This is a genomic window from Pantoea sp. Cy-639, assembly GCF_011752525.1.
GTDB lineage: Bacteria > Pseudomonadota > Gammaproteobacteria > Pseudomonadales > Pseudomonadaceae > Aquipseudomonas.
This window is the reverse complement of the sequence record NZ_VWXI01000002.1, coordinates 188,595-209,470: the sequence shown is the minus strand read 5'-3', so window position 1 is coordinate 209,470 and position 20,876 is coordinate 188,595. Positions and strand designations below refer to the sequence as shown.

Here is a 20,876-nt window from a genome sequence, read left to right as displayed (position 1 = left end):
TCTCCATCCATTGGGCGGCTGGCGTGGAAGCGGGCTTGTCCTGCGAAAGGACCGGTACAGGCAGGATCACTTGGACAGGTAGCGCATCCCTTCCTCCAGCCCCTGCAAGGTCAGCGGGTACATCTTGTCCTCGATCAGGTCGCGCACCAGATGGGTCGACGCCGTGTAGTCCCAGGCTTGCTTCGGATACGGGTTGATCCAGATGATCTTCCTGAACTTCTCCATGAAGCGCTGCATCCACACATACCCGGCCTCTTCGTTCCAGTGCTCGACACTGCCTCCCGGCTGGGTGATCTCGTACGGCGCCATGGCCGCATCGCCGACGAACACCACCTTGTAGTCGTCGCCGTACTTGTGCAGCAGGTCGAAGGTGGAGAAGCGCTCCGAAGTGCGGCGCAGGTTGTTCTTCCACACCGATTCGTACACGAAGTTGTGGAAGTAGTAGTACTCCAGGTGCTTGAACTCGGTCTTGCACGCCGAGAACAGCTCTTCGCAGACCTTGATGTGGGCATCCATCGAGCCGCCGATGTCGAACAGCAACAGCAACTTCACGGTGTTGCGCCGTTCCGGGCGCATCTGGATGTTCAGCAGCCCGGCGTCACGGGCGGTGTGGTCGATGGTGCCGTCGATGTCCAGCTCCTCGGCGGCGCCTTCGCGGGCGAACTTGCGCAGCCGGCGCAACGCCAGCTTGATGTTGCGCGTGCCCAGCTCGACCTGGTCGTCGAGGTTCTTGTATTCGCGCTGGTCCCAGACTTTTACCGCCTTGCCCTGGCGCTTGCCGGCCTCGCCGACGCGGATTCCCTCGGGGTTGAAACCGCCCGAGCCGAACGGGCTGGTACCGCCGGTGCCGATCCACTTGTTGCCACCGGCGTGGCGTTCCTTCTGCTCTTCGAGGCGCTTCTTGAACTCCTCGATGAGTTTGTCCAGGCCACCCAGCGACTGGATCTGCGCGCGTTCCTCGTCAGTGAGCGAGCGTTCGAATTCCTTGCGCAGCCATTCATCGGGGATCAGCGCCTCGATGTGCCGGTCGAGGTTTTCAAGGCCCTTGAAGTAGGCGGCGAAGGCGCGGTCGAACTTGTCGAAGTGGCGCTCGTCCTTCACCAGGATGGCGCGGGCGAGGTAGTAGAAGGCGTCCATGTCGGCGAACACCACGCCTTTTTGCAGAGCGTGGTGCAAGTCGAGCAGCTCGCGCACCGAAACCGGCACCTTGGCCGCGCGCATTTCATTGAACAGGTTGAGCAGCATGGCCCGGCTCCTGTCAGCGGTTGCCGCGCCGGCTCATGAAGGCCAGGCGCTCGAGCAACTGCACGTCCTGTTCGTTCTTCACCAGAGCACCGGCCAGCGGCGGGATCGCCTTGGTCGGGTCGCGCTCGCGCAGCACCGCCTCGCCGATGTTGTCGGCCATCAGCAGCTTGAGCCAGTCGACCAGTTCGGAGGTGGACGGTTTTTTCTTCAGCCCCGGCACCTTGCGCACATCGAAGAACACGTCCAATGCCTCGCTGACCAGCGCCTGGCTGATGTTCGGGTAGTGCACGTCGACGATCTGCTGCAGGGTGCTACGGTCGGGGAAGGCGATGTAGTGGAAGAAGCAGCGGCGCAGGAAGGCGTCGGGCAGCTCTTTCTCGTTGTTGGAGGTGATGATGATGATCGGGCGCTGCTTGGCCTTGATGGTCTCGTCGATCTCGTAGACGTAGAACTCCATCTTGTCGAGTTCCTGCAACAGGTCGTTGGGAAACTCGATGTCGGCCTTGTCGATCTCGTCGATCAGCAGGATCACCCGCTCGTCGGCCTCGAAGGCCTCCCACAGCTTGCCCTTCTTCAAGTAGTTGCGTACGTCGTGGACCTTGTCCACGCCCAGTTGCGAGTCGCGCAGGCGGCTGACCGCGTCGTACTCGTAGAGCCCCTGGTGGGCCTTGGTGGTGGACTTGATGTGCCAGGTGATCAGGCGCGCGCCAAAGGAGGCGGCCAGCTGTTCGGCGAGCATGGTCTTGCCGGTGCCCGGTTCGCCCTTGACCAGCAATGGGCGCTCCAGGGTGATGGCCGCGTTGACCGCCAGCTTCAGGTCGTCTGTGGCGACGTAGTCGCGGGTGCCTTCGAACTTCATGAACCGATCCTCTGGCGTGGATGTACCGGCCAACGCGCCAGTCCAGCCAACACCTGTCTATTGATGTGTCCGCGACTATAACGCCGCGCCCGGCGCCTGCAAACGCAGACCGGGTATTCAGTCCCTGAATGGCCCGTCACCCCGAGCCCGGTCGGATTCGGGGCGGGCTCGGTCAGTGGTGCCCATGGCTGTCATCGCACAGGTTGCGCAGGCGTGCCCAGAGCAGGCTTTACGCCCCCTGCGAGCGGGCTTACCCTCAGGGTTTTCTTCTGTTATTCGACTGTTCAAGGACCCTGCCATGAGCCGTATCTACGCAGACAACGCCCACTCCATCGGCAACACGCCGCTGGTGCAGATCAACCGCATCGCCCCGCGCGGGGTGACCATCCTGGCCAAGATCGAAGGGCGCAACCCGGGCTACTCGGTCAAGTGCCGGATCGGCGCGAACATGGTCTGGGACGCCGAAGGCAGCGGCAAGCTCAAGCCGGGCATGACCATCGTCGAGCCGACCTCGGGCAACACCGGCATCGGCCTGGCCTTCGTCGCCGCCGCCCGCGGCTACAAGCTGATCCTGACCATGCCGTCGTCGATGAGCCTGGAGCGACGCAAGGTGCTCAAGGCGCTGGGCGCCGAGCTGGTGCTGACCGAACCAGCCAAGGGCATGAAGGGCGCGATCGAGAAGGCCAGCGAGATCGTCGCCTCGGACCCGGCGCAGTACTTCCTGCCGGGCCAGTTCGACAACCCGGCCAACCCGGCCATCCACGAGAAGACCACCGGTCCGGAAATCTGGAACGACACCGACGGCGCGGTCGACGTGCTGGTGGCGGGTGTCGGTACCGGCGGCACCATCACCGGCGTGTCGCGCTACATCAAGCACACCCAGGGCAAGTCGATCCTGTCGGTGGCGGTGGAGCCGGTGAGCTCGCCGCTGATCAGCCAGACCCTGGCCGGCGAGGCGCTCACGCCCAGCCCGCACAAGATCCAGGGCATCGGCGCCGGTTTCGTGCCGAAGAACCTCGACCTGTCGATCGTCGACCAGGTGGAGACGGTGAGCGACGAAGAGTCCAAGGCCATGGCCATTCGTCTGATGCAGGAGGAGGGCATCCTCTGCGGGATTTCCTGTGGCGCGGCGATGGCGGTGGCGGTACGCCTGGCCGAGAAGCCGGAGATGCAGGGCAAGACCATCGTGGTGATCCTGCCGGACTCGGGCGAGCGTTACCTGTCGAGCATGCTGTTCAGCGACCTGTTCAGCGAGCAGGAGAACCAGCAGTAAGCGTCGGGCTGCATGCTTCAGGCTGCAAGGCAAGGCGGGTGTCGTTGATGCAGATCAGCTTACCGCCTGCAGCTTGAAGCTTGCGGCTGCTCCTCAGGGGTTTATCATGTCCGGCTATCCGGGGATGGCCTGATTTCCCCTCCAAGGAGTGTTGCATGACCTTTTCCTTTGTCGCCAAGGCGGGTGTCCTGCTGGTGTTCTTCGGCAGCGTGCTGTTCGTGCACCTGCGCGGCAAGGCACGCCTGCCGGTACTGCGCCAGTTCGTCAACCACTCGGCGCTGTTCGCCCCCTACAACAGCTTGATGTACCTGTTCTCCGGCGTTCCCTCCAAGCCGTACCTGGACCGCCAGCGTTTCCCTGAGCTGGACGTGCTCAAGGATAACTGGGAAGTGATCCGCGAAGAGGCCATGCGCCTGTTCGACGAGGGCTACATCCGCGCCGCGGAAAAAGACAACGATGCCGGTTTCGGCTCGTTCTTCAAGAAGGGCTGGAAGCGCTTCTACCTGAAGTGGTACGACAAGCCCCTGCCGTCCGCCGAAATGCTTTGCCCGAAGACCGTCGAGCTGGTCAGCGGCATCCCCAACGTCAAGGGCGCGATGTTCGCCCTGCTGCCCGGCGGCAGCCACCTGAACCCGCACCGCGACCCGTTCGCCGGTTCGCTGCGTTATCACCTGGGCCTGTCCACGCCGAACTCGGACAACTGCCGCATCTATGTCGACGGCCAGCCCTACGCCTGGCGCGACGGTGAGGACGTGATGTTCGACGAGACCTTCGTGCACTGGGTCAAGAACGAGACCGAGGTCACCCGGGTGATCCTGTTCTGCGACGTCGAACGCCCGCTCAACAGTCCGCTGATGACCCGCATCAACCGCAAGGTCAGCGCCTTCCTCGGCCGTGCCACCGCGCCGCAGAACACTGATGACGAGCGTGTCGGCGGGATCAACCAGGCCTATGCCTGGAGCAAGCGCTTCAGCAACAAGATCAGCACCCGTGTGAAGCAGTTCAAGCGCGCCAATCCCAAGGCCTACCGCATCCTGCGGCCGGTGCTGGCGGTGTTGGTCGCGTACGCGCTGTATCGCTGGCTGTTCTGAGCCTTCGGCCGCAGGGCAAGCCTGCTTCCACAAGTCCGCCCTGAGCATGTCAGGTGGGATGATGAGTGGGAGCGGGCTTGCCCCGCGCTGAATCCCCCGCTATATTCCGAAACACTTTCTTCTCAGAAGACCTGTTCATGCCTGCCATCCCTTCCACCACTGCTGACGTTCTCGCGCCTGTCGCGGGCGTTGTCGTGCGTGGCAGCCAGCAACCGGCCATGATCAGTCACTATCCACCACCTGTCAGTGGCGTGGTAGGCGGCGTAGCTCCGCCTCCTCGCGCAGTCGTGGTGCTGGGCTGATCGGCCGCTGGCCGCATCCCCACCGCACGCGCAACCTACTGAACACGGTCGGCTATCTCCTCGATACGCGATAGATCCGCCCGTACGGCTTTCCTGCCTATACAGGTGGCAATACATGTCTTTGCTTAGCAAAACCTCCGTGGCCTCGGCGGCCACCACCAGCCTGTTCGTCCTGCTGTGGAGCAGCGGGGCGATCGTCTCCAAACTCGGCCTGGCCCAAGCCAGCCCCTTCGCGTTCCTGCTGCTGCGCTCGGCACTGGCGCTTGCCGGTCTGCTGCTGATCGGCCCGTTGCTGGGGCTGCGCTGGCCGCGCAGTCGTGGCGCGGTGCTGCGTGCGCTGGGCACCGGTTGCGTGCTGCTCGGCGCCTACCAGATCTTCTACCTGCTGGCGTTGAACACCCACGTCACCCCCGGCGTCATGGCCACGGTCATGGGCGTGCAGCCGATCCTCACCGTGGCACTGATGGAGCGTCAGCGTTCCTGGAGCCGCCTGTTCGGCCTGGGGCTGGGCCTGACAGGCCTGGTGATGGTGGTCTACCAGGGCATCAACCTGGGTGGGGTTTCCCTGGCCGGGATGCTGTTCGCCTTGCTGGCACTGGCCAGCATGACCGCCGGTTCGATCCTGCAGAAACGCATCACCGACAATCCCATGGGCACCCTGCCGCTGCAGTACATCGCCGGCTTCGCCTTGTGCGCGCTGTTCGCGCCGCTGCAGCCGTTGCACGTGCAGTGGAACGCCAGTTTCATCGGCGCCCTGCTGTGGATGGGGCTGGTGGTGTCGTTGCTGGCCACGTTGCTGCTGTATCGGTTGATCGCCAAGGGCAACCTGGTCAATGTCACCAGCCTGTTCTACCTGGTCCCGGCAGTGACCGCGGTGATGGACTTCATCATCTTCGGCAATCGCCTGGCGCCGCTGAGCCTGTTGGGGATGGGGCTGATCGTGGTCGGCCTGCTGTTCGTCTTCCGCAAGCCAGCGCTACGTGCGGCACAGGCCAGGACGTAAGGCGCAGGACTGACGTCGTCGTTGCGCAGGAGCCAGCCTTGCCGGTGTTCGCCGGCAGGGCCGGCTCCTACGTCGATCGTGCCGGGCGCAGTACCAGCCACAGCGCCGCGCCGATCAATACCCCGCCATACAGGTGCGCCATCGACAGTGGCTCGCCCAGCAGCCATGCTCCCCACAACACCCCGAACACCGGAATCAGGAAGGTCACGGTACTGGCCTTGATCGGCCCGATCTCGTTGAGCAGGCGGAAGTACAGGATGTAGGCGAACGCGGTGCACAACAGCCCCAGGCCCAGCAGCGACAGCCACACCTGCCAGCCACCCCAGCTGGCCGGCGGCTGGGTCAGTGCGCTCCAGGCGAACAGCGGGCTGAGCAGCAGGGTGGCACCGAGCATGCTGCCCAGCGCCGACAGGCGGCTGTCCAGGGTGCCGACCCAGCGGCGGGCGAGGAAGCCGGCGAAGCCATAGCAGGTGGTAGCCGCCAGGCAGGCCAGGGCGCCTTGTACCAGGGCCATGTCCAGCGCCACCGGGCCGGCGCCGCTGAGGATGCCGACGCCGAACAGGCCGAGGAAGATACCGCACAGCTTGGGCAGGGTCATCGTCTCGCGGAAGAACAGCGTGCCGATCAGTACGCCCATCAGCGGCGTGGTGGCGTTGAAGATCGCCGAGTAGCCTGCCGGCAGCACCTGCGCCGCCACCGAATAGAAGGTCGCAGGAATGCCGGAGTTGATCATGCCCAGCACCAGGCAGGCGCCCAGCTTGCCCTGGAAGTTCCAGCGCACCCGCGCGGCGGCGAGAATCGCGATCAGCCCCAGGCAGGAGATCGACACGCGGAAGAATGCCGTGGGCACGGTGCCGATTTCCGGGGCGATGATGCGCATGAACAGGAAGCTGGCGCCCCACACTGCAGCAAGGATCAGCAGGCGGGCGAGGGCGATGGGGCTCACGGGAGGTCTCCGGCGGTGGGGCAGGGGCGCGAGTGTACGTCAGGGCGGATGGGTATTCTTGTGCTTTCTTGCTGTGTGCAGCGCAGCCAGGCGAGGCTTGTTCGGCATTTGCCAGTGCAGCGCCGGTAGACGACTAAGCTCTCTACTCACCCCCCACAGCGAGACCTCGCGCATGACCTCATCCTGGCCCGCGGCTGAAATCGCCCGGCTGATCCTCGACGGCTTCGACGACTACCGCGAGCATTTTCGCCGGATCACACTTGGCGCCCGCGAACGTTTCGAGCAGGCGCGCTGGCAGGACATCCAGCTCGCGGCGGCAGCGCGCATCAGCCTGTACGAGGCGAAGGTCGCCGAGGTCAACGGCTGGCTGCACCAGCGCTTCAGTGCCCCGGTGCTGCTGGACGTCGAGCAGTGGCCGCTGGTGAAGAACGCCTATATCCGCCTGATCGACCCGCGCCTGGACGACGAGTTGTCCGAGACCTGGTACAACTCGTTGTTCTGCAGCCTGTTCAGTCACGACCTGATCAGCGATGGCTGCATGTTCATCCACACCACCCGGCCCTCCCTGCGCAGCCACGAGCGAGCGACGCAGATCCGCAGCTATCGTCCTGACGGCGGGCTCAGGGCGCTGCTGCGCAGCATCCTGGCCGACTATGCGTTCGCCGTGCCCTATGGCGACCTCGAGGGCGACCTGGCGCGGCTCGAAGAGCAATTGCGCGATTGCCTGCCTGACTGGGTGTGCAAGGACCCGGCGTTGACCGTGGAGCTGTTCACGCCGGTCCTGTACCGCAACAAGGGCGCCTACCTGGTCGGGCGCCTGTACAACCGCGACGAGCAGTGGCCGCTGGTCATCGCCCTGCTGAACCGCGAAGGGCACGGCATCGAGGTCGATGCGCTGATCACCGACGAGGCCGAGGTATCGATCATCTTCTCGTTCACCCGCTCGTACTTCATGGCCGATGTGCCGGTGCCGGCGGAGTTCGTCAACTTCCTCAAGCGCATCCTGCCGGGCAAGCATATTGCCGAGCTGTACACCTCGATCGGTTTCTACAAGCAGGGCAAGTCGGAGTTCTACCGCGCGCTGATCAACCACCTGGCCGGCAGCGACGACCGTTTCGTGATGGCGCCTGGGGTGCGCGGCATGGTCATGAGCGTGTTCACGCTGCCGGGTTTCAATACCGTGTTCAAGATCATCAAGGACCGCTTCTCGCCGTCGAAGACCGTCGATCGCGCCACGGTGATCGAGAAGTACCGCCTGGTGAAGAGCGTCGACCGCGTCGGGCGCATGGCCGATACCCAGGAGTTCGCCGATTTTCGCTTTCCTCGGGACAAGTTCGAGCCCGACTGCCTGGCCGAGCTGCTCGAGGTGGCGCCGTCGACCGTAAGCCTGGAGGGCGATACGGTGCTGATCCGTCACTGCTGGACCGAGCGGCGCATGACCCCGCTGAACCTGTACCTGGAGCATGCCAGCGAGGGCCAGGTGCTCGAGGCGCTGGAGGACTACGGGCTGGCGATCAAGCAACTGGCGGCGGCGAACATCTTTCCCGGCGACATGCTTTTGAAGAATTTCGGCGTCACTCGTCATGGCCGGGTGGTGTTCTATGACTACGACGAAATCAGTTTCCTCACCGAGGTCAACTTCCGCCATATCCCGCCGCCGCGCTATCCGGAGGACGAAATGTCGGGCGAGCCGTGGTATTCGATCGGCCCGCACGACGTGTTCCCCGAGGAGTTCCCGCCGTTCCTGTTCGCCGATATCGGCCAGCGCCAGCTGTTCAGTCGCCTGCACGGCGAGCTGTACGATGCCGACTACTGGAAGGGGCTGCAGGAGGCGATCCGGGCGGGGAAGGTGATCGATGTGTTCCCGTATCGGCGCAAGGGACGCTGACAAGGCCAGGGCAAGAAACCACTGGCAACGACGTTGCAGGAGCCGGCCTTGCCGGCGAGCACCGGCGCCATGCCCAGCGAGGTTCGTTTCGCCAGGCGAAATCCAAGGTGATCGCCTCGTCCAATCTCAGCCTTGGAGGCACTTGAGCCCGCTGAAGTCCGCCCGCACCTTGCCCAGCCGCTGTTGCAGGAACGCCCGCTGCGCCGGGCTGCTCTGCCTGACCAGGTCCACCAGCAGGCTGCGGGCCTGCTGCTCGGTGTTCTGGAACGCCTGGCGGTACTCGGGCGTCCACAGGCTCTCCTTGTGTTGCAGCAACTGCGCCAGGCGGGGCTCGAAGCCCGGGGTGTCGCGCTGGTCCATCGCCAATGCCAGTTGCTGCTGCCAGTGGGCGCGGTTGGCGATCCACTGACGGTTCTGGTCGCCCAGCGCCTGGGACCAGTTCACCACCCGCAGGCGCTGGCTGGCGCTGAGTTCGCCGAACCAGGGGCGCAGGCGCTTCTGCATGCGCCTGGCGCGCTCGTCGATCTGCTCGGCCAGCGGTGTGTCGACATAGTCCTGCTGGCGCTTGGCGATGTCGTCGTGGAAGGCCCTGCGCATCGTGGCCACCTGCGCGTCGCTCATGCCACGCAACAGCTCGCTGGCGGACGGGGTGATCGCCTCGGCGACCCGGCCGATGGCCTGGCGCGCTTCGGCGGTGCGTTGGCGCAGGGCCTGGTCGGTGACTGCATCATTGGCCACCATCAGGCGCACCTGGTCGAGCCAGTCGAGGTAACCGGGCAACTGGGTCTGGCAGTGCCAGGCCAGGTGCACCAGACAGGTGGCGAGAAGGGCGAGCAGCGTTGCGGTCCGACGAACGGGCATGGGCGAATCCTTGCTGGGGCTGGCCAGGCGGTAGGCGCAAGGTGGGCGTGACGGTTGTGCAGCATGTGCCATCGGGCGACCCGGCTGCGCAGGTGTTAGAATAGCCGCCTTGTCTTGAGGATCTTCGGAAATGGCTCTGCTTGGGCGCTACAACAGTTTGCAAATCGTGAAGCACGTGGAATTCGGCCTGTACCTGGATGGCGGCGCCGACGGGGAGATTCTCCTGCCACGGCGTTACTTCCCCAAGGATGCGGAGCTGGAACTCGATGACTGGCTCAACGTGTTCATCTACCTGGACAGCGAAGACCAGCTGATCGCCACCACCGAGAAACCGAAGATGCAGGTCGGCGAGTTCGCCAGCCTCAAGGTCAAGGACATCAACGGTGCCGGTATCTTCCTCGACTGGGGGCTGTCCAAGGACCTGCTGATGCCGTACTCGGAAGAGTCGCGGCCGCTGAAGATCGGCGATTACTGCGTGGTCCACGCCTATCTGGACAAGCGCACCCGGCGCATCACCGCCACGGCCAAGCTGGACCGCTACCTGGACCGCACCCCGGTGGACTACAAGCCCGGCCAGCCGGTCGAGCTGCTGGTGGCCGGCGAGACGCCGATGGGCTTCAAGGCGATCATCAACAACCGCCACTGGGGCCTGATCCACAAGAACGAGGTATTCAAGTTCCTGCGTTCGGGCATGCACGAGAAGGGCTTCATCAAGGAAGTGCGCCACGACGGCAAGATCGCCCTGAGCCTGCAGCCGGTGGGCCAGGCCCTGGCCGACGGCCTGCACGAGCAGATCATGCAGCGCCTGGACGCAGCCGGTGGCGTGCTGCCGGTGTGCGACAAGAGCGATCCGGCGGTGATCAGCCAGATGTTCAACGTCAGCAAGGGCAACTTCAAGAAAGCCATCGGCGCGTTGTTCAAGCAGGGCCGGATCGTCATCCATGACGACCGGATCGAGCGGGCCTGATCAGGCCTGCACGAAGGTGCTGAAGTTCAGCTGCTCGCCACCCGGACGGGTGTCGCGCAGCCGCGAGTCGCGGTCGGCGCTCAGCGCCAGGCTGATGGTCGAGCGACGCTTGCCCGGGTGGCGCACTTCCATCTGCTCCTGGTGAGCGCGCAGGAAATTGGTCGGCACCTTCAGGTGTTGCAGCTCGTCGGTCTCCGGGGTGTGCAGCAGCAGGTTGATCCAGTCGGGCTGGCCCTTGCGCAGCAGTGCCACCGGTACTTCGAACCACCACAGGTTGCGCTTCTTGTCGAGGATGGCGAACAGGGTGTTGTCGCGGGTGAGCACCGGTCGCTCCAGCGCTTCGTTGCGGCGGGCGATGGCGGTGGGTTTGTCGAGTTTCATGCAGGTTCCTGCGGGTTGACGCCATAAAGGCCCGATATTGTGCGGGTGGCCTGATCGCGGGGCAAGCCCGTACCCTCGGGATGTCAGAAAATCCTCTGCTGGCAGGCGTGCCCAGCGCTCGAGCTGGCCGTTTGGCTGGAAGGTCACGATTCGATTGAAACTCTGGCCGCAGGACATGGGTCGATCAGGTGTCGACACGACTTCCCGTGTCTTTCCTGTTAGGAGACATCCCATGAGTGGCACCAAGGATAAAGCGAAAGGGCTGGTCAACGAGGCCGTGGGCAACATCAAGCAAGGCATCGGCAAGGCCACTGGCGACGACAAGCTGCGTGCCGAAGGCAAGGTCCAGGAGCTCAAGGGCGAGGCGCAGCAGGCCGTAGGCAAGGTCAAGGACGCCGTCAAGAAGCCGTGAGCCACGCCTGACTGGCCGTAGGCGCCAGCACGCTGGCGCCTACGGTTTCATCATGCTCCGGGGTAGCCGTTTTCCTGCTTTGGCCATTGAGCCGTCACAGTTGCGGCACGGTCTATTAGACTTGTCTGCATCGCCAGGCCGTCTGATGGCCCTGGCCAACCACTCGATGATCAAGCGGCGAAAGGAGACGCTATGATTTTCCCCGACCTGCGCGGCCTGCCCCTGCACCGCGTGCTGGTGCGCACCGTCAAGGAGTTCCTCGATGACGAGATGTCCACCTACGCGTCCGCGCTGGCCTACCAGATGCTGTTTTCGCTGTTCCCCTTCCTGCTGTTCCTGATCGCCCTGATCGGTTTCCTGCACCTGCCGGACTTCTTCACCTGGCTGCGCCTGCAGACCGAACTGGTGCTGCCGCCCCAGGCGCTGGACCAGGTCAATCCAGTGATCGACCAGTTGCAGCAATCCAAGGGCGGGTTGCTGTCGGTGGGTATCGTGATCGCCCTGTGGACCGCCTCGGCCGGTGTGCGCCTGATGATGAGCGCGATGAACGCCGCCTACGATGTGCCCGAGGGGCGCCCGGTGTGGAAGCGCATTCCGCTGTCGATCATCTACACCGTGGGCATCGCCGGCATGCTGCTGGCCGCCGCCGCGCTGATGGTGCTCGGGCCCCAGGTGATGGAGTGGATCGCCTCCCAGGTCGGGCTGGAGGAAGCTGTGGTGGTGGTCTGGACCATCCTGCGCTGGCCGGCGATCATCATTCTGATGATGGTGGCGGTGGCGTTGATGTACTACGTGATGCCCGACGTGAAGCAGAAGTTTCGCTTCATCACCCCGGGCTCGGTGCTGGCGGTGGTGGTGTGGATCGTCGCCTCGCTGGGCTTTGCCTACTACGTGAAGACCTTCGCCGACTACAACGCCATGTATGGCAGTATCGGTGCGATCATCGTGCTGCTGCTGTACTTCTATATTTCTGCCGCCGTGCTGCTGCTTGGGGCGGAAATGAACGCGGTGATCGAACATATGTCGGCCGAGGGCAAGAATCCCGGCGAGAAGGAATTCACCCACGACAACCCGCAGGAAACCATCACCGTGCTCGGCCATGAGCACCCGCCCACCGTCGAACCCCAGCCCCGCGAGTCGAATAGCTGATGATCCGTGACATCCTCAAGATGGGCGATGAGCGCCTGCTGCGCATCGCCCCGCCAGTGCCCGAGCACATGCTCGGCAGCCCGCAATTGCAGCAACTGATCGATGACATGTTCGAGACCATGGCCCATGTCGGTGGCGTGGGTCTGGCCGCGCCGCAGATCGGTATCGACCTGCAACTGGTGATCTTCGGTTTCGAGCGCAGCGAGCGCTACCCGGATGCCGAGGCGGTGCCACGGACCATCCTGCTCAATCCGGTGATCACGCCGTTGGCCAGTGAAATCGAGGAAGGCTGGGAGGGCTGTCTTTCGGTGCCCGGGCTACGCGGCGTGGTGCCGCGCTTCAAGCACATCCGCTATTCAGGCATTGACCCGCAGGGCAATCCGATCGAGCGCTTCGCCGATGGCTTCCATGCCCGGGTGGTGCAGCACGAGTGCGATCATCTGATCGGCCGGTTGTACCCCTCGCGGATCCAGGATTTCGCCAAGTTCGGCTATACCGAGGTGCTGTTTCCCGGGCTCGAGGTCGCCGACGATTGACCGTGTACCAGCGCCACCAACGGCTTGCTGCGTTGGTAGCGAGCCAGTCGCGTGGCCAGTGCCTCGGGCAGTTGCATCGCGCAGGTGAACGCCAGGCGCTGGTAGAAGGGTACGAGGTCGGGATGGCAGAACAGCCAGGTCGCGCCGGGCTGTTCGGCCAGCGCGGCGTCGACCAGTTGCGAGGCGACCTGCCTGCCGCGCCACTGCGGTGCCACGAACAGGCCCGTGAGCCACTGGCCGCCATGTACTGGGGTCAGGTTCAGCCCGGCGACGATATCGCCTGCGCGCGCCACCCATTGCTGCCCCTCACCGGCAACGCGCATGTGCGAACCGTGCTGGCGGTAGAAGTGCGCCAGCAATCGGCGCTGTAGCTCGGGAAGTCGGGTGCAGGTCAGTGGGGGCATGGTCTTCAGGATGAGGCGGCAGGTGCAGGCGGGTTTCGAGGGCGGATCTTTGTCGCAGATTGTTGCATTTACGGCAAGAGTGATTGTCCGAGTTTGGGGTTCAACTATTACCGCTGGGGAGTAGAATTTTTCTCACTCCCCCTGCAGTACGACACGGCGGGATCCGGTACTTCGTGTCATCTTCGCAGTCGATGACAACTTCTCCGCGCCACTGACGGCATCAGAAGTCACTCGATCAGCTTGATAGCCATCAAGGTCGAAACCCATGAAAGCCCTACTGATTCTTGCACTGGTCGGCATGTCCTCGTTCGCCCTCGCGGACCAGCTCAAGACCGCCTCTTTCCAGCCAGCAGTCGAGCAGTACGACTACTCCACCAACCTGGACATCAAACGCGTCATCAACCTGTCGACCATCCCCAACGTCTGCGAAGTGGTGCCGGCCACCATGACTTACGAAGACCACCACGGCCAGGTGCACACCATCCAGTACCGTGCCATGGGCGACGGCTGCCGGCAGAACTGAGGCCGGGGGCGAGGTTCTGTACGAAAAGCCTAGAGGGCAGGTGAGCGCATCAGGTCGCGGACGATCTCCAGGCCTTGCTTCAGGCAGGCCCGGCTGCTGGCCGCCGACAAGCTGATGCGCACCGCCTGCGGGATTTCCGTGCCGACGGCGAAAGCGCTGGCCGGCACGATCTCCACACCCTGTGCGCGACATTGACTGACCAGCGTCGCGGCATCTCCTGGCGTGTTCAGCCAGGCATGCGGCGATGCCGTGCCACCCTTGACCAGCGCATTGCCGAACAGGACACGTGCCAGTCGCCAGCGCTCGCCGATCTCCTGGCGCTGCCAGGCCAGGCGCCGTGCCGCGGTACCGTCGGCGAGCCACTGACAGGCGATGCGCAGGTCCAGTGGCGACAGTGGCCAGTGTGGCGCCTGGGTATGCGGGTCGATCTGCGCCAGCAGTGCCGGGCGGGCGACGATCCAGCCCAGACGCAGGCCGGCGGCCACGGTCTTGGACAGGCTGCCGATCAGCACCCCCTGGCCTTCGAGCAACGGGTAGAGGGGCGGCTGGTCGGTCAGCGCGCCATACACGTCGTCTTCGATGACCAGCAGCCCGCGACGCCGGATCACCTCGGCCAGGGCCTGCCGCCGGGCTTCGCTCATGCAGGCGCCGGTGGGGTTGTGCAGGGTCGGGGTGGTCACCAGTACCCGTGCGCCACTGGCCCGGGCGACGCGGTCCAGCTCGTCGGGGCGCAAGCCTTCCCGGTCCAGGGCCACGCCGTGAACCGGCAGGCGCAACTGGCGGCAGGCTGCCTTGATGCCGGGGGCGGTCAGTGCTTCCACCATGACCGCTTCCCCCGCCTGACACAACGACTGCAACACGACCCCCAGCGCCTGCTGGGCGCTCGCGCAGGGCGCCAGGTCGTCCGCTGTCAGCGTCAGGCCTCGGCCGGCCAGCCAGCGGCTGCACTGGATACGGCCGAGCAGCAGTTGCTCAGGGTCCAGGTAGTGATCGAGCAGGGTGCTGTCGCCTTGGGCGAGCAATTGGTGCAGGCTGCTTGCCAGGTCGCTGTTGTGTGGGTCCATCACTGGCACGTTGGTCGACAGGTCGATCAGCGCCGGTTGGTGAGGGGGTTGCTTGAGGCGGAACAGCGTTGCCTCCTGGCTGCCCGCCAGTACATAGGTGCCCCGGCCCACCTCGCCGGAAACCAGGTGCCGTGCCGCTGCCTCGCGATAGGCCTGCTGCGTGGTACTGGGGTTCAGGCCCAGGTTCCAGGCCAGGCGCCGCTGCGGTGGCAGGCGCTCACCGACCTTGAGCTCGCCGCGTTCGATGGCGCTGGCGATGGCGTCGACCAGTGCCAGGTAGCGGGGACGGTCATTGTCCGGGAGGGTAGGGGTCCACACGAAATTGCAGCCCATGCAATATAGAGTTAGCCCCATACAATGCCCGGCGCTTAGCATCGGTTCAACCCTGCACCGATGAAGGATGATCGCCATGTTCGACTTGCCAGCCCTGCGCGAAGCCGCCGCATTCGTACACCAGCACGTTCCCCCGACCCCACAGCACGCCTGGCCCCTGCTGGCCGAGCGGTTGGGCTGCCAGGTCTGGGTCAAGCACGAGAACCATGCCCCGACTGGTGCCTTCAAGGTGCGTGGCGGGCTGGTCTATGTGCGCTCGCTGCTGGCAGCGGGGCAGATGCCACGCGGGCTGGTCACCGCCACCCGCGGCAACCATGGCCAGAGCATGGCCCTGGCGGCGCGCCAGGCCGGCATACCGCTGGTGATCGTGGTGCCCGAAGGCAACTCGCGGGAGAAGAACGCCGCCATGCGCGCCCTGGGCGCCGAGCTGGTCGAGTACGGCGTCGATTTCGACGTGGCCCGCGAGGAGGCGGCGCGGCTGGCCGAGGCTCGCGGCTATGCGATGGTGCCGTCGTTCCACCCGGAACTGGTACGTGGCGTGGCCACCTATGCCCTGGAACTGTTCGAGGCGGTGGCCCACCTGGACTGTGTGTATGTGCCGATCGGCATGGGCTCGGGGATCTGCGGCCTGATCCAGGCGCGCAACCTGCTGGGCCTGCGGACCGAAATCGTCGGCGTGGTATCCCATGCTGCGGACGCCTATGCGCGCAGTTTCGAACAGGGACGCATCGTCACCACGCAAAGCGCCGACACCTTCGCCGACGGCATGGCCTGCCGCGTGCCGCATCCTGATGCCTTTGCCCTGGTACGCGAAAATGCCGCGCGCATCGTGCGGGTGGACGATCATGAGATCGCGACAGCCATGCGCTTGTACCACGAGGCTACCCATAACACCGCCGAAGGGGCGGGCGCCGCGGCACTGGCGGCATTGATGCAGGAGCGCGGGCAGCAGGCCGGCAAGCGTGTCGCGGTGATATTGAGCGGCGCGAATGTGGACCGCGCACGGTATGCGCAGGTGCTGTCGGCTGGGCAGGGCGTCTGAAGGGCTGGGCGCTGTTGCGGCTGTACGATGAGCCTGCCCTCGGGTTCAATGGGCACCCCTGAATGCGCCCAGAGTGTGCCATGCCTTTCTCCAACGGTTTCCTGCTCAGCCTGTCCCTTTGCCTGGATATCGGCATTGCCAATATCGCCATGATCACCCTGGCCATGCAGCGTGGCTTTCTCCAGGGGTTCTGGCTGGGCCTGGGGACCTGTGTCGGCGACCTGATCTACGCCATCGCTGCGCTGGCCGGGATGACCGTGCTGCTGCAGTTCGAAAGCGTGCGCTGGACCCTGTGGCTGGGCGGCTCGGTGCTGCTGGTGTGGTTCGCCCTGAAGATGCTGCTGGCGGCCTGGCGCGGCGGGCACCTGGCGTCGCGGGGCGAGGTGGTGGTGGAGTCGGGCTGGCGCGAGTTCCTGCGCGGGATCTTTCTGGCCATGTCTTCGCCCAGTGCGATCCTCTGGTTCGCGGCGGTGGGTGGGGTGCTGATCTCCAGGTCCGGTGGCGGCAGCTTGCTCGACGCGGGGTTGTTCCTGGGAGGCTTCTTCGTCGCCGGGCTGGTCTGGTGCCTGTCGCTGTGTGGCATCGCCAGCCATGGCGGGCGTCTGCTCGGTGACCGGCTGCTGACGTGGTCATACCTGCTGTCGGCGGCGATCTTCTGCTACTTCGCGGGGTACGTGATCCTCTCTGGTTATCGTGAGTTCATCCTGGCTGCATCTGGTTGAGTGTTGGCCGTCGCGGTATTGGCTGAACTTGAATGGTGCGTCACGTACTTGCACTTTCGTGTGGGTGAGATGGCTATCGCTTCCAGCTCGGCCCCACCACCTACCCATGCGCGACTATTGCACCCAGTACCTCGTGTTGGCTCCTCGGGCTTATAGCCCTAATCCCCCGGATTGACGCAAACGCAAGCTGCCACTACCGTGCCTTCAAGCCACGAGGCCACGCGCAGCCCCGTGCGAAAGGCTCCCTGGAACGCGCCCACCGAGACCCGTCCCCATGACCCTGCCAACCCCCTCCCGCTTCGAGGACGGCCGCACGCTGCACCTGGCCGGCTTGTCCAACCGTTATGACCTCTCCCGGCTGACCGAGCTCAAGCTGCTCTGGCAGCGTTTCGGCCCATGGCTCGGGCATGTCCCTGGCCAGCACGGCCACGACAGCTACGGCGTGTGCTACAACCCCGACGAGCAAGGCGCGTTCGACTACCTGGCGGGTGTCGAGGTGACCGGCACGACCACGCTTCCCGAAGGCTTCACCACCCTCGTCCTGGCACCCCAGCACTATGCGGTGTTCGAACACCGGGGCAGCCTGGAGGGCATCAAGGCAACCTTCGACGCCATCTTCACCCAGTGGCTGCCGGCCTCGGACTGGCGCCAGGCCGAGGCCGCCGTCCTTGAGCGCTACCCGGCCGGCTACGACCCGGCGGCCCCGCAGGCACTGATGGAAATCTGGATTCCCCTGGAGCGCCCATGATCCATTCCTGCGCCGATCCGACCAGCACCGCCTGGCTGCAACTGCGTAGCGCGCTCTGGCCCGGCAGCGTTCCGGCCAGGCACCTGGCGGAAATGGCTGCCATCGCCCGCCGGCCCGACACCTTCGTGGCCCTGTTGGCGTACGACGAGCAGGGCAGGGCGCAAGGGCTGGCCGAGGCGTCGGTGCGTCATGACTACGTCAACGGCAGCAATACCTCGCCGGTAGCGTATCTCGAAGGCATCTTCGTCGACCCCGCCTGGCGTGGCCAAGGTATCGCCCGGCGCCTGATCGCGGCCATCGAGCAGTGGGCTGCGGCCCAAGGCTGTCGCGAGCTGGCCTCGGACGCCGCGCTGGACAATCTCGGTAGCCAGCGGATGCACGCGGCCCTGGGCTTTGCCGAGACCGAGCGGGTCGTGTACTTCCTCAAGCCGGTCGCGCCCCTCGCCTGAAAGTTTTCGAGCCGTTGTCGATTTTTCGTTTTTCCGTTCGACCAGTGTTGAAGGCGGTGGAGTGATCGCCGCCTGCCACTGATGAAGCCTTGGAGGACGTACCGATGAACAGCGCAGCCGAAAGCGAAATCCGTGAGTTGATCGAGCAGTGGATGCAGGCCGTGCGCGACCGTGACCTGGCGCGCATCGTTGCCCCCTACGCCGATGACATGCTTGCCTTCGATGCCATCCAGTCCCTGCAATTCAAAGGCAAGGCGGCCTACCGCGCGCATTGGGAGATGTGCATGGGGTTTTGCACCGGCCCCATGGTCTTCGAAATGCAACAGTTGAGCGTGCAGGCCGATGGCGACCTGGGCCTGGCCCACTGGCTCAACCGCTGCGGGCCGGCCGACGACGACAGCCAGTGCGTCTTCATGCGGGCCACCGTGGGCTACCGGCGTCGCGCTGGCCAGTGGCAGGTCATCCACGAGCACTGGTCGGCGCCATTCGACATGGAAACGCAAAAGGCGCTGTTCAATCTCAAGCCCTGATACCGTCCATCGCCGCCCACACCGCCATGAACCGTTGGAGACGATCATGAAATACCTGTGCCTGGTCTACTGTGACGAAGGGCTGCTGCACAGCCTGCCCGACAGCCCCGAAGACGCCGAATGCATGGCCTACGCCGAATCCGTGCAAGGTTCGGGGCGCATGCTGGCAGCCGAGGCGCTCAAGCCCGTGCAGACAGCCACCACGGTGCGCGTGCGCGGTGGCCGGATGAGCCTGACCGATGGCCCGTTCGCCGAGACCAAGGAGCAACTGGCCGGTTTCTACCTGGTCGATGCCCGCGACCTGAACGAGGCGCTGAACATCGCCAAGGGCATTCCGGCGGCGCGGGTCGGCAGCGTCGAAGTGCGGCCGGTGCGCGAACTGCAACCCTGAACCTGACGGAGTACGCCAACAATGACGCTGAATCCATCGGCGCAACCGCAGCACGAACTGTCCATCAGTCGCCTGATCGACGCGCCACCGGCCAAGGTGTTCCGCGCCTGGACCGAGCCTGAGTGGTTGATGCAATGGTGGGGGCCGCACGGCATGACCACGCCCGAGTGCGAGATGCAACTGTGGCCCGGTGGGGTGTTCCGCACCCTGATGCGGGCGCCGGATGGCGCCGAGTATCCGCACCAGGGGCTGTTCCTGGAGATCCAGGCGCCGCGCCGGCTGGTGTTCACCGATGCGTTCCGGCCCGGCTGGGTACCCTCGGACAAGGCCTTCATGACCGCCGTGATCAGTTTCGACGAGGAGCACGGCAAGACCCGCTACACCGCCCGTGCCTGGCACTGGACTGCCAGCGACTGTCGGGCCCATGAGGAAATGGGTTTCCACCAGGGCTGGGGGGAGAGCCTGGAGCGACTGGTGGAGGTAGTGACCCAGCGGATGCCGGACTGATGGTGACGGCGCAGCAGGTACGCGAGGAGGTCGAGGCGGTCTATCGTCGCGACTCGCGGCGGATCCTGGCGACGCTTATCCGTCTGTTGGGGGACTTCGAGCTGGCCGAGGAGGCCATGCACGATGCGTTCTTCATCGCCGTCGAACGCTGGCAGCGCGACGGCGTTCCGGGCAACCCAAGGGCCTGGCTGGTGTCCACTGGCCGCTTCAAGGCCATCGACGCGCTGCGCCGACGGGCACGCTTCGATCGTTCGCAGGCCGACCTGATCCTGCTGCTGGAAAGCCAGGTGCCGGACCCGGCCGAGGACGAGCTGCTTGCCGACGACCGCCTGCGACTGATCTTCACGTGCTGCCACCCGGCCCTGGCCGCCGACGCCCAGGTGCCGCTGACCCTGCGCGAAGTCTGCGACCTGACCACCGAGCAGATCGCCCGGGCCTTCCTGCAGAGCCCGGCGACCATCGCCCAGCGTATCGTGCGGGCCAAGGCGAAGATCCGTGACGCCAGGATCCCGTATCAGGTGCCGGTGCTGGCCGAGTTGCCCGAGCGTCTGGAAAGTGTGCTGCGGGTCATCTACCTGGTGTTCAACGAAGGTTATTCAGCCTCATCGGGCGAGGATGTGACGACGTGCGCGCTGATGGACGAGGCCATCCGCCTGGGGCGGCTGCTGGCGCAATTGCTGCCCGATGCCGAGGTGCTCGGGCTGTTGGCGTTGATGTTGCTGCAGGCCGCGCGGCAGCGTGCACGCAGCGATGCCAATGGCGAACTGGTGCTGCTCGACGAGCAGGATCGACGGCTGTGGGACCGGGCGCAGATCGACGAGGGCTGCCAGTTGGTGCAGCAGGCGCTGCGTAGCCGCCAGTTCGGACCGTACAGCCTGCAGGCGGCGATTGCCGCGGTGCATGCCGAGGCTCCCAGCGCCGAGGCCACCGACTGGGACGAGATCGTGGGGTTGTACGACGTATTGCTGCGCCACTGGCCGTCGCCGGTGGTGGCGCTCAACCGGGCGGCGGCGCTGGCCAGGCGCGATGGCGCCGGCGCTGGGCTGCAGGCGGTCGAGGCGATCCTTGCCCAGGGCGAGCTCGGTGATTATCACCTGGCCCATGCCGCCCGGGCCGAGCTGCATCGGCAACTGGGCAACCTCGAGCAGGCACGCGCGGCTTGGCAGCAGGCGCTGGCGCTGACCCGCCAGGGGCCGGAGCGCCGTCATATCGAGCGGCGCCTGCGCGAGCTTGAGTGAGTGCCTGGGCGA

General features: G+C 65.1%; 24 protein-coding genes. 17 read left to right on the top strand and 7 right to left on the bottom strand.

Annotated features, from left to right (window positions below):
* Nucleotides 1-66: 66 nt before the first annotated feature.
* Together F3J43_RS03215 and F3J43_RS03210 are read right to left on the bottom strand one after the other, a co-directional pair.
* Complete coding sequence (locus F3J43_RS03215) at nt 67-1,245, bottom strand: vWA domain-containing protein (RefSeq protein ID WP_166883375.1); 1,179 nt, start codon at nt 1,243-1,245, stop codon at nt 67-69.
* Nucleotides 1,246-1,258: 13 nt separating this feature from the next.
* Nucleotides 1,259-2,104 carry an AAA family ATPase gene (locus F3J43_RS03210; RefSeq protein WP_166883374.1) on the bottom strand — a complete coding sequence of 282 codons (846 nt, stop codon included), beginning with the start codon at nt 2,102-2,104 and terminating at the stop codon, nt 1,259-1,261.
* 298 nt (nt 2,105-2,402) lie between these two features.
* On the opposite strand from F3J43_RS03210, the gene cysK reads away from it, so the two are divergent.
* The 3 genes from cysK (at nt 2,403) to F3J43_RS03195 (ending at nt 5,773) form a co-directional block, all read left to right on the top strand.
* On the top strand, nt 2,403-3,377 hold the full coding sequence (cysK, locus tag F3J43_RS03205; RefSeq protein WP_166883373.1) for a cysteine synthase A: 975 nt from the start codon (nt 2,403-2,405) through the stop codon (nt 3,375-3,377).
* 155 nt (nt 3,378-3,532) lie between these two features.
* Nucleotides 3,533-4,468 (top strand): aspartyl/asparaginyl beta-hydroxylase domain-containing protein, encoded by a 936-nt coding sequence (locus tag F3J43_RS03200; protein WP_166883372.1) that lies wholly within the window; start codon nt 3,533-3,535, stop codon nt 4,466-4,468.
* Nucleotides 4,469-4,885: 417 nt separating this feature from the next.
* On the top strand, nt 4,886-5,773 hold the full coding sequence (locus tag F3J43_RS03195; RefSeq protein ID WP_166883371.1) for a DMT family transporter: 888 nt from the start codon (nt 4,886-4,888) through the stop codon (nt 5,771-5,773).
* 67 nt (nt 5,774-5,840) lie between these two features.
* Here F3J43_RS03195 and F3J43_RS03190 read toward each other — a convergent pair whose 3' ends face one another.
* Nucleotides 5,841-6,719, bottom strand: coding sequence for a DMT family transporter (locus F3J43_RS03190; RefSeq protein WP_166883370.1), 879 nt, complete (start codon nt 6,717-6,719; stop codon nt 5,841-5,843).
* 172 nt (nt 6,720-6,891) lie between these two features.
* Here F3J43_RS03190 and aceK point away from each other — a divergent pair, with 172 nt between their 5' ends.
* Nucleotides 6,892-8,607: a bifunctional isocitrate dehydrogenase kinase/phosphatase gene (gene aceK / locus F3J43_RS03185; RefSeq protein ID WP_166883369.1), complete on the top strand. Its 1,716-nt coding sequence runs from the start codon at nt 6,892-6,894 to the stop codon at nt 8,605-8,607.
* Nucleotides 8,608-8,733: 126 nt separating this feature from the next.
* Here the strand turns inward: aceK and F3J43_RS03180 are convergent, their stop codons facing one another.
* Nucleotides 8,734-9,468, bottom strand: a complete 735-nt coding sequence (locus F3J43_RS03180) for a DUF6279 family lipoprotein (protein ID WP_205297603.1) — start codon at nt 9,466-9,468, stop codon at nt 8,734-8,736.
* A gap of 130 nt (nt 9,469-9,598) precedes the next feature.
* On the opposite strand from F3J43_RS03180, the gene F3J43_RS03175 reads away from it, so the two are divergent.
* Nucleotides 9,599-10,435, top strand: coding sequence for a CvfB family protein (locus F3J43_RS03175; protein ID WP_166883368.1), 837 nt, complete (start codon nt 9,599-9,601; stop codon nt 10,433-10,435).
* Here the strand turns inward: F3J43_RS03175 and F3J43_RS03170 are convergent, their stop codons facing one another.
* Entirely contained in the window at nt 10,436-10,816 is a 381-nt protein-coding gene (locus tag F3J43_RS03170) for a hypothetical protein (protein ID WP_166883367.1), read from the bottom strand.
* A gap of 232 nt (nt 10,817-11,048) precedes the next feature.
* Between F3J43_RS03170 and F3J43_RS03165 the strand changes: the two genes are divergently transcribed.
* From F3J43_RS03165 to def, 3 genes are all read left to right on the top strand, one after another.
* On the top strand, nt 11,049-11,228 hold the full coding sequence (locus F3J43_RS03165; RefSeq protein ID WP_166883366.1) for a CsbD family protein: 180 nt from the start codon (nt 11,049-11,051) through the stop codon (nt 11,226-11,228).
* A 192-nt stretch (nt 11,229-11,420) separates the two neighbouring features.
* Nucleotides 11,421-12,377, top strand: a complete 957-nt coding sequence (locus F3J43_RS03160) for a YihY/virulence factor BrkB family protein (RefSeq protein ID WP_166883365.1) — start codon at nt 11,421-11,423, stop codon at nt 12,375-12,377.
* Nucleotides 12,377-12,913, top strand: coding sequence for a peptide deformylase (def, locus tag F3J43_RS03155; protein WP_166883364.1), 537 nt, complete (start codon nt 12,377-12,379; stop codon nt 12,911-12,913). The genes F3J43_RS03160 and def overlap by 1 nt, the downstream gene beginning before the upstream one ends.
* Here def and F3J43_RS03150 read toward each other — a convergent pair.
* Complete coding sequence (locus F3J43_RS03150; RefSeq protein WP_166883363.1) at nt 12,868-13,317, bottom strand: GNAT family N-acetyltransferase; 450 nt, start codon at nt 13,315-13,317, stop codon at nt 12,868-12,870. The genes def and F3J43_RS03150 overlap by 46 nt on opposite strands.
* Before the next feature lie 265 nt (nt 13,318-13,582).
* Between F3J43_RS03150 and F3J43_RS03145 the strand changes: the two genes are divergently transcribed.
* Nucleotides 13,583-13,840, top strand: coding sequence for a DUF2790 domain-containing protein (locus F3J43_RS03145; RefSeq protein WP_166883362.1), 258 nt, complete (start codon nt 13,583-13,585; stop codon nt 13,838-13,840).
* A gap of 29 nt (nt 13,841-13,869) precedes the next feature.
* On the opposite strand, the gene F3J43_RS03140 is transcribed toward F3J43_RS03145, so the two are convergent.
* Entirely contained in the window at nt 13,870-15,222 is a 1,353-nt protein-coding gene (locus tag F3J43_RS03140; protein ID WP_166883361.1) for an aminotransferase-like domain-containing protein, read from the bottom strand.
* 91 nt (nt 15,223-15,313) lie between these two features.
* Here F3J43_RS03140 and F3J43_RS03135 point away from each other — a divergent pair, with 91 nt between their 5' ends.
* From F3J43_RS03135 to F3J43_RS03100, 8 genes are all read left to right on the top strand, one after another.
* Nucleotides 15,314-16,279 (top strand): threonine dehydratase, encoded by a 966-nt coding sequence (locus F3J43_RS03135; protein ID WP_166883360.1) that lies wholly within the window; start codon nt 15,314-15,316, stop codon nt 16,277-16,279.
* Between the two features lie 80 nt (nt 16,280-16,359).
* Nucleotides 16,360-17,001, top strand: coding sequence for a LysE family translocator (locus tag F3J43_RS03130; RefSeq protein ID WP_166883359.1), 642 nt, complete (start codon nt 16,360-16,362; stop codon nt 16,999-17,001).
* Nucleotides 17,002-17,275: 274 nt separating this feature from the next.
* On the top strand, nt 17,276-17,749 hold the full coding sequence (locus tag F3J43_RS03125) for a GyrI-like domain-containing protein (RefSeq protein ID WP_166883358.1): 474 nt from the start codon (nt 17,276-17,278) through the stop codon (nt 17,747-17,749).
* Entirely contained in the window at nt 17,746-18,198 is a 453-nt protein-coding gene (aac(6'), locus tag F3J43_RS03120) for an aminoglycoside 6'-N-acetyltransferase (protein WP_166883357.1), read from the top strand. Before F3J43_RS03125 ends, aac(6') begins: the two co-directional genes overlap by 4 nt.
* Nucleotides 18,199-18,302: 104 nt before the next feature.
* On the top strand, nt 18,303-18,728 hold the full coding sequence (locus tag F3J43_RS03115) for a YybH family protein (RefSeq protein ID WP_166883356.1): 426 nt from the start codon (nt 18,303-18,305) through the stop codon (nt 18,726-18,728).
* A gap of 46 nt (nt 18,729-18,774) precedes the next feature.
* The gene (locus F3J43_RS03110; protein ID WP_166883355.1) at nt 18,775-19,119 is read left to right on the top strand and encodes a YciI family protein; all 345 of its coding nucleotides are present in this window, start codon (nt 18,775-18,777) and stop codon (nt 19,117-19,119) included.
* Nucleotides 19,120-19,140: 21 nt separating this feature from the next.
* Nucleotides 19,141-19,626, top strand: coding sequence for an SRPBCC family protein (locus F3J43_RS03105; RefSeq protein ID WP_166883354.1), 486 nt, complete (start codon nt 19,141-19,143; stop codon nt 19,624-19,626).
* Nucleotides 19,626-20,864 carry an RNA polymerase sigma factor gene (locus F3J43_RS03100; RefSeq protein WP_166883353.1) on the top strand — a complete coding sequence of 413 codons (1,239 nt, stop codon included), beginning with the start codon at nt 19,626-19,628 and terminating at the stop codon, nt 20,862-20,864. The genes F3J43_RS03105 and F3J43_RS03100 overlap by 1 nt, the downstream gene beginning before the upstream one ends.
* Nucleotides 20,865-20,876: the final 12 nt, after the last annotated feature.

What these genes read in the sequence shown, in the direction of transcription:
- F3J43_RS03215 (WP_166883375.1), bottom strand. Translation starts at nt 1,245, where the DNA reads ATGCTGCTCAACCTGTTCAATGAAATGCGCGCGGCCAAGGTGCCGGTT.
- F3J43_RS03210 (WP_166883374.1), bottom strand. Translation starts at nt 2,104, where the DNA reads ATGAAGTTCGAAGGCACCCGCGACTACGTCGCCACAGACGACCTGAAG.
- cysK (WP_166883373.1), top strand. Translation starts at nt 2,403, where the DNA reads ATGAGCCGTATCTACGCAGACAACGCCCACTCCATCGGCAACACGCCG.
- F3J43_RS03200 (WP_166883372.1), top strand. Translation starts at nt 3,533, where the DNA reads ATGACCTTTTCCTTTGTCGCCAAGGCGGGTGTCCTGCTGGTGTTCTTC.
- F3J43_RS03195 (WP_166883371.1), top strand. Translation starts at nt 4,886, where the DNA reads ATGTCTTTGCTTAGCAAAACCTCCGTGGCCTCGGCGGCCACCACCAGC.
- aceK (WP_166883369.1), top strand. Translation starts at nt 6,892, where the DNA reads ATGACCTCATCCTGGCCCGCGGCTGAAATCGCCCGGCTGATCCTCGAC.
- F3J43_RS03180 (WP_205297603.1), bottom strand. Translation starts at nt 9,468, where the DNA reads ATGCCCGTTCGTCGGACCGCAACGCTGCTCGCCCTTCTCGCCACCTGT.
- F3J43_RS03175 (WP_166883368.1), top strand. Translation starts at nt 9,599, where the DNA reads ATGGCTCTGCTTGGGCGCTACAACAGTTTGCAAATCGTGAAGCACGTG.
- F3J43_RS03170 (WP_166883367.1), bottom strand. Translation starts at nt 10,816, where the DNA reads ATGAAACTCGACAAACCCACCGCCATCGCCCGCCGCAACGAAGCGCTG.
- F3J43_RS03165 (WP_166883366.1), top strand. Translation starts at nt 11,049, where the DNA reads ATGAGTGGCACCAAGGATAAAGCGAAAGGGCTGGTCAACGAGGCCGTG.
- F3J43_RS03160 (WP_166883365.1), top strand. Translation starts at nt 11,421, where the DNA reads ATGATTTTCCCCGACCTGCGCGGCCTGCCCCTGCACCGCGTGCTGGTG.
- def (WP_166883364.1), top strand. Translation starts at nt 12,377, where the DNA reads ATGATCCGTGACATCCTCAAGATGGGCGATGAGCGCCTGCTGCGCATC.
- F3J43_RS03150 (WP_166883363.1), bottom strand. Translation starts at nt 13,317, where the DNA reads ATGCCCCCACTGACCTGCACCCGACTTCCCGAGCTACAGCGCCGATTG.
- F3J43_RS03145 (WP_166883362.1), top strand. Translation starts at nt 13,583, where the DNA reads ATGAAAGCCCTACTGATTCTTGCACTGGTCGGCATGTCCTCGTTCGCC.
- F3J43_RS03135 (WP_166883360.1), top strand. Translation starts at nt 15,314, where the DNA reads ATGTTCGACTTGCCAGCCCTGCGCGAAGCCGCCGCATTCGTACACCAG.
- F3J43_RS03130 (WP_166883359.1), top strand. Translation starts at nt 16,360, where the DNA reads ATGCCTTTCTCCAACGGTTTCCTGCTCAGCCTGTCCCTTTGCCTGGAT.
- F3J43_RS03125 (WP_166883358.1), top strand. Translation starts at nt 17,276, where the DNA reads ATGACCCTGCCAACCCCCTCCCGCTTCGAGGACGGCCGCACGCTGCAC.
- F3J43_RS03115 (WP_166883356.1), top strand. Translation starts at nt 18,303, where the DNA reads ATGAACAGCGCAGCCGAAAGCGAAATCCGTGAGTTGATCGAGCAGTGG.
- F3J43_RS03110 (WP_166883355.1), top strand. Translation starts at nt 18,775, where the DNA reads ATGAAATACCTGTGCCTGGTCTACTGTGACGAAGGGCTGCTGCACAGC.
- F3J43_RS03105 (WP_166883354.1), top strand. Translation starts at nt 19,141, where the DNA reads ATGACGCTGAATCCATCGGCGCAACCGCAGCACGAACTGTCCATCAGT.
- F3J43_RS03100 (WP_166883353.1), top strand. Translation starts at nt 19,626, where the DNA reads ATGGTGACGGCGCAGCAGGTACGCGAGGAGGTCGAGGCGGTCTATCGT.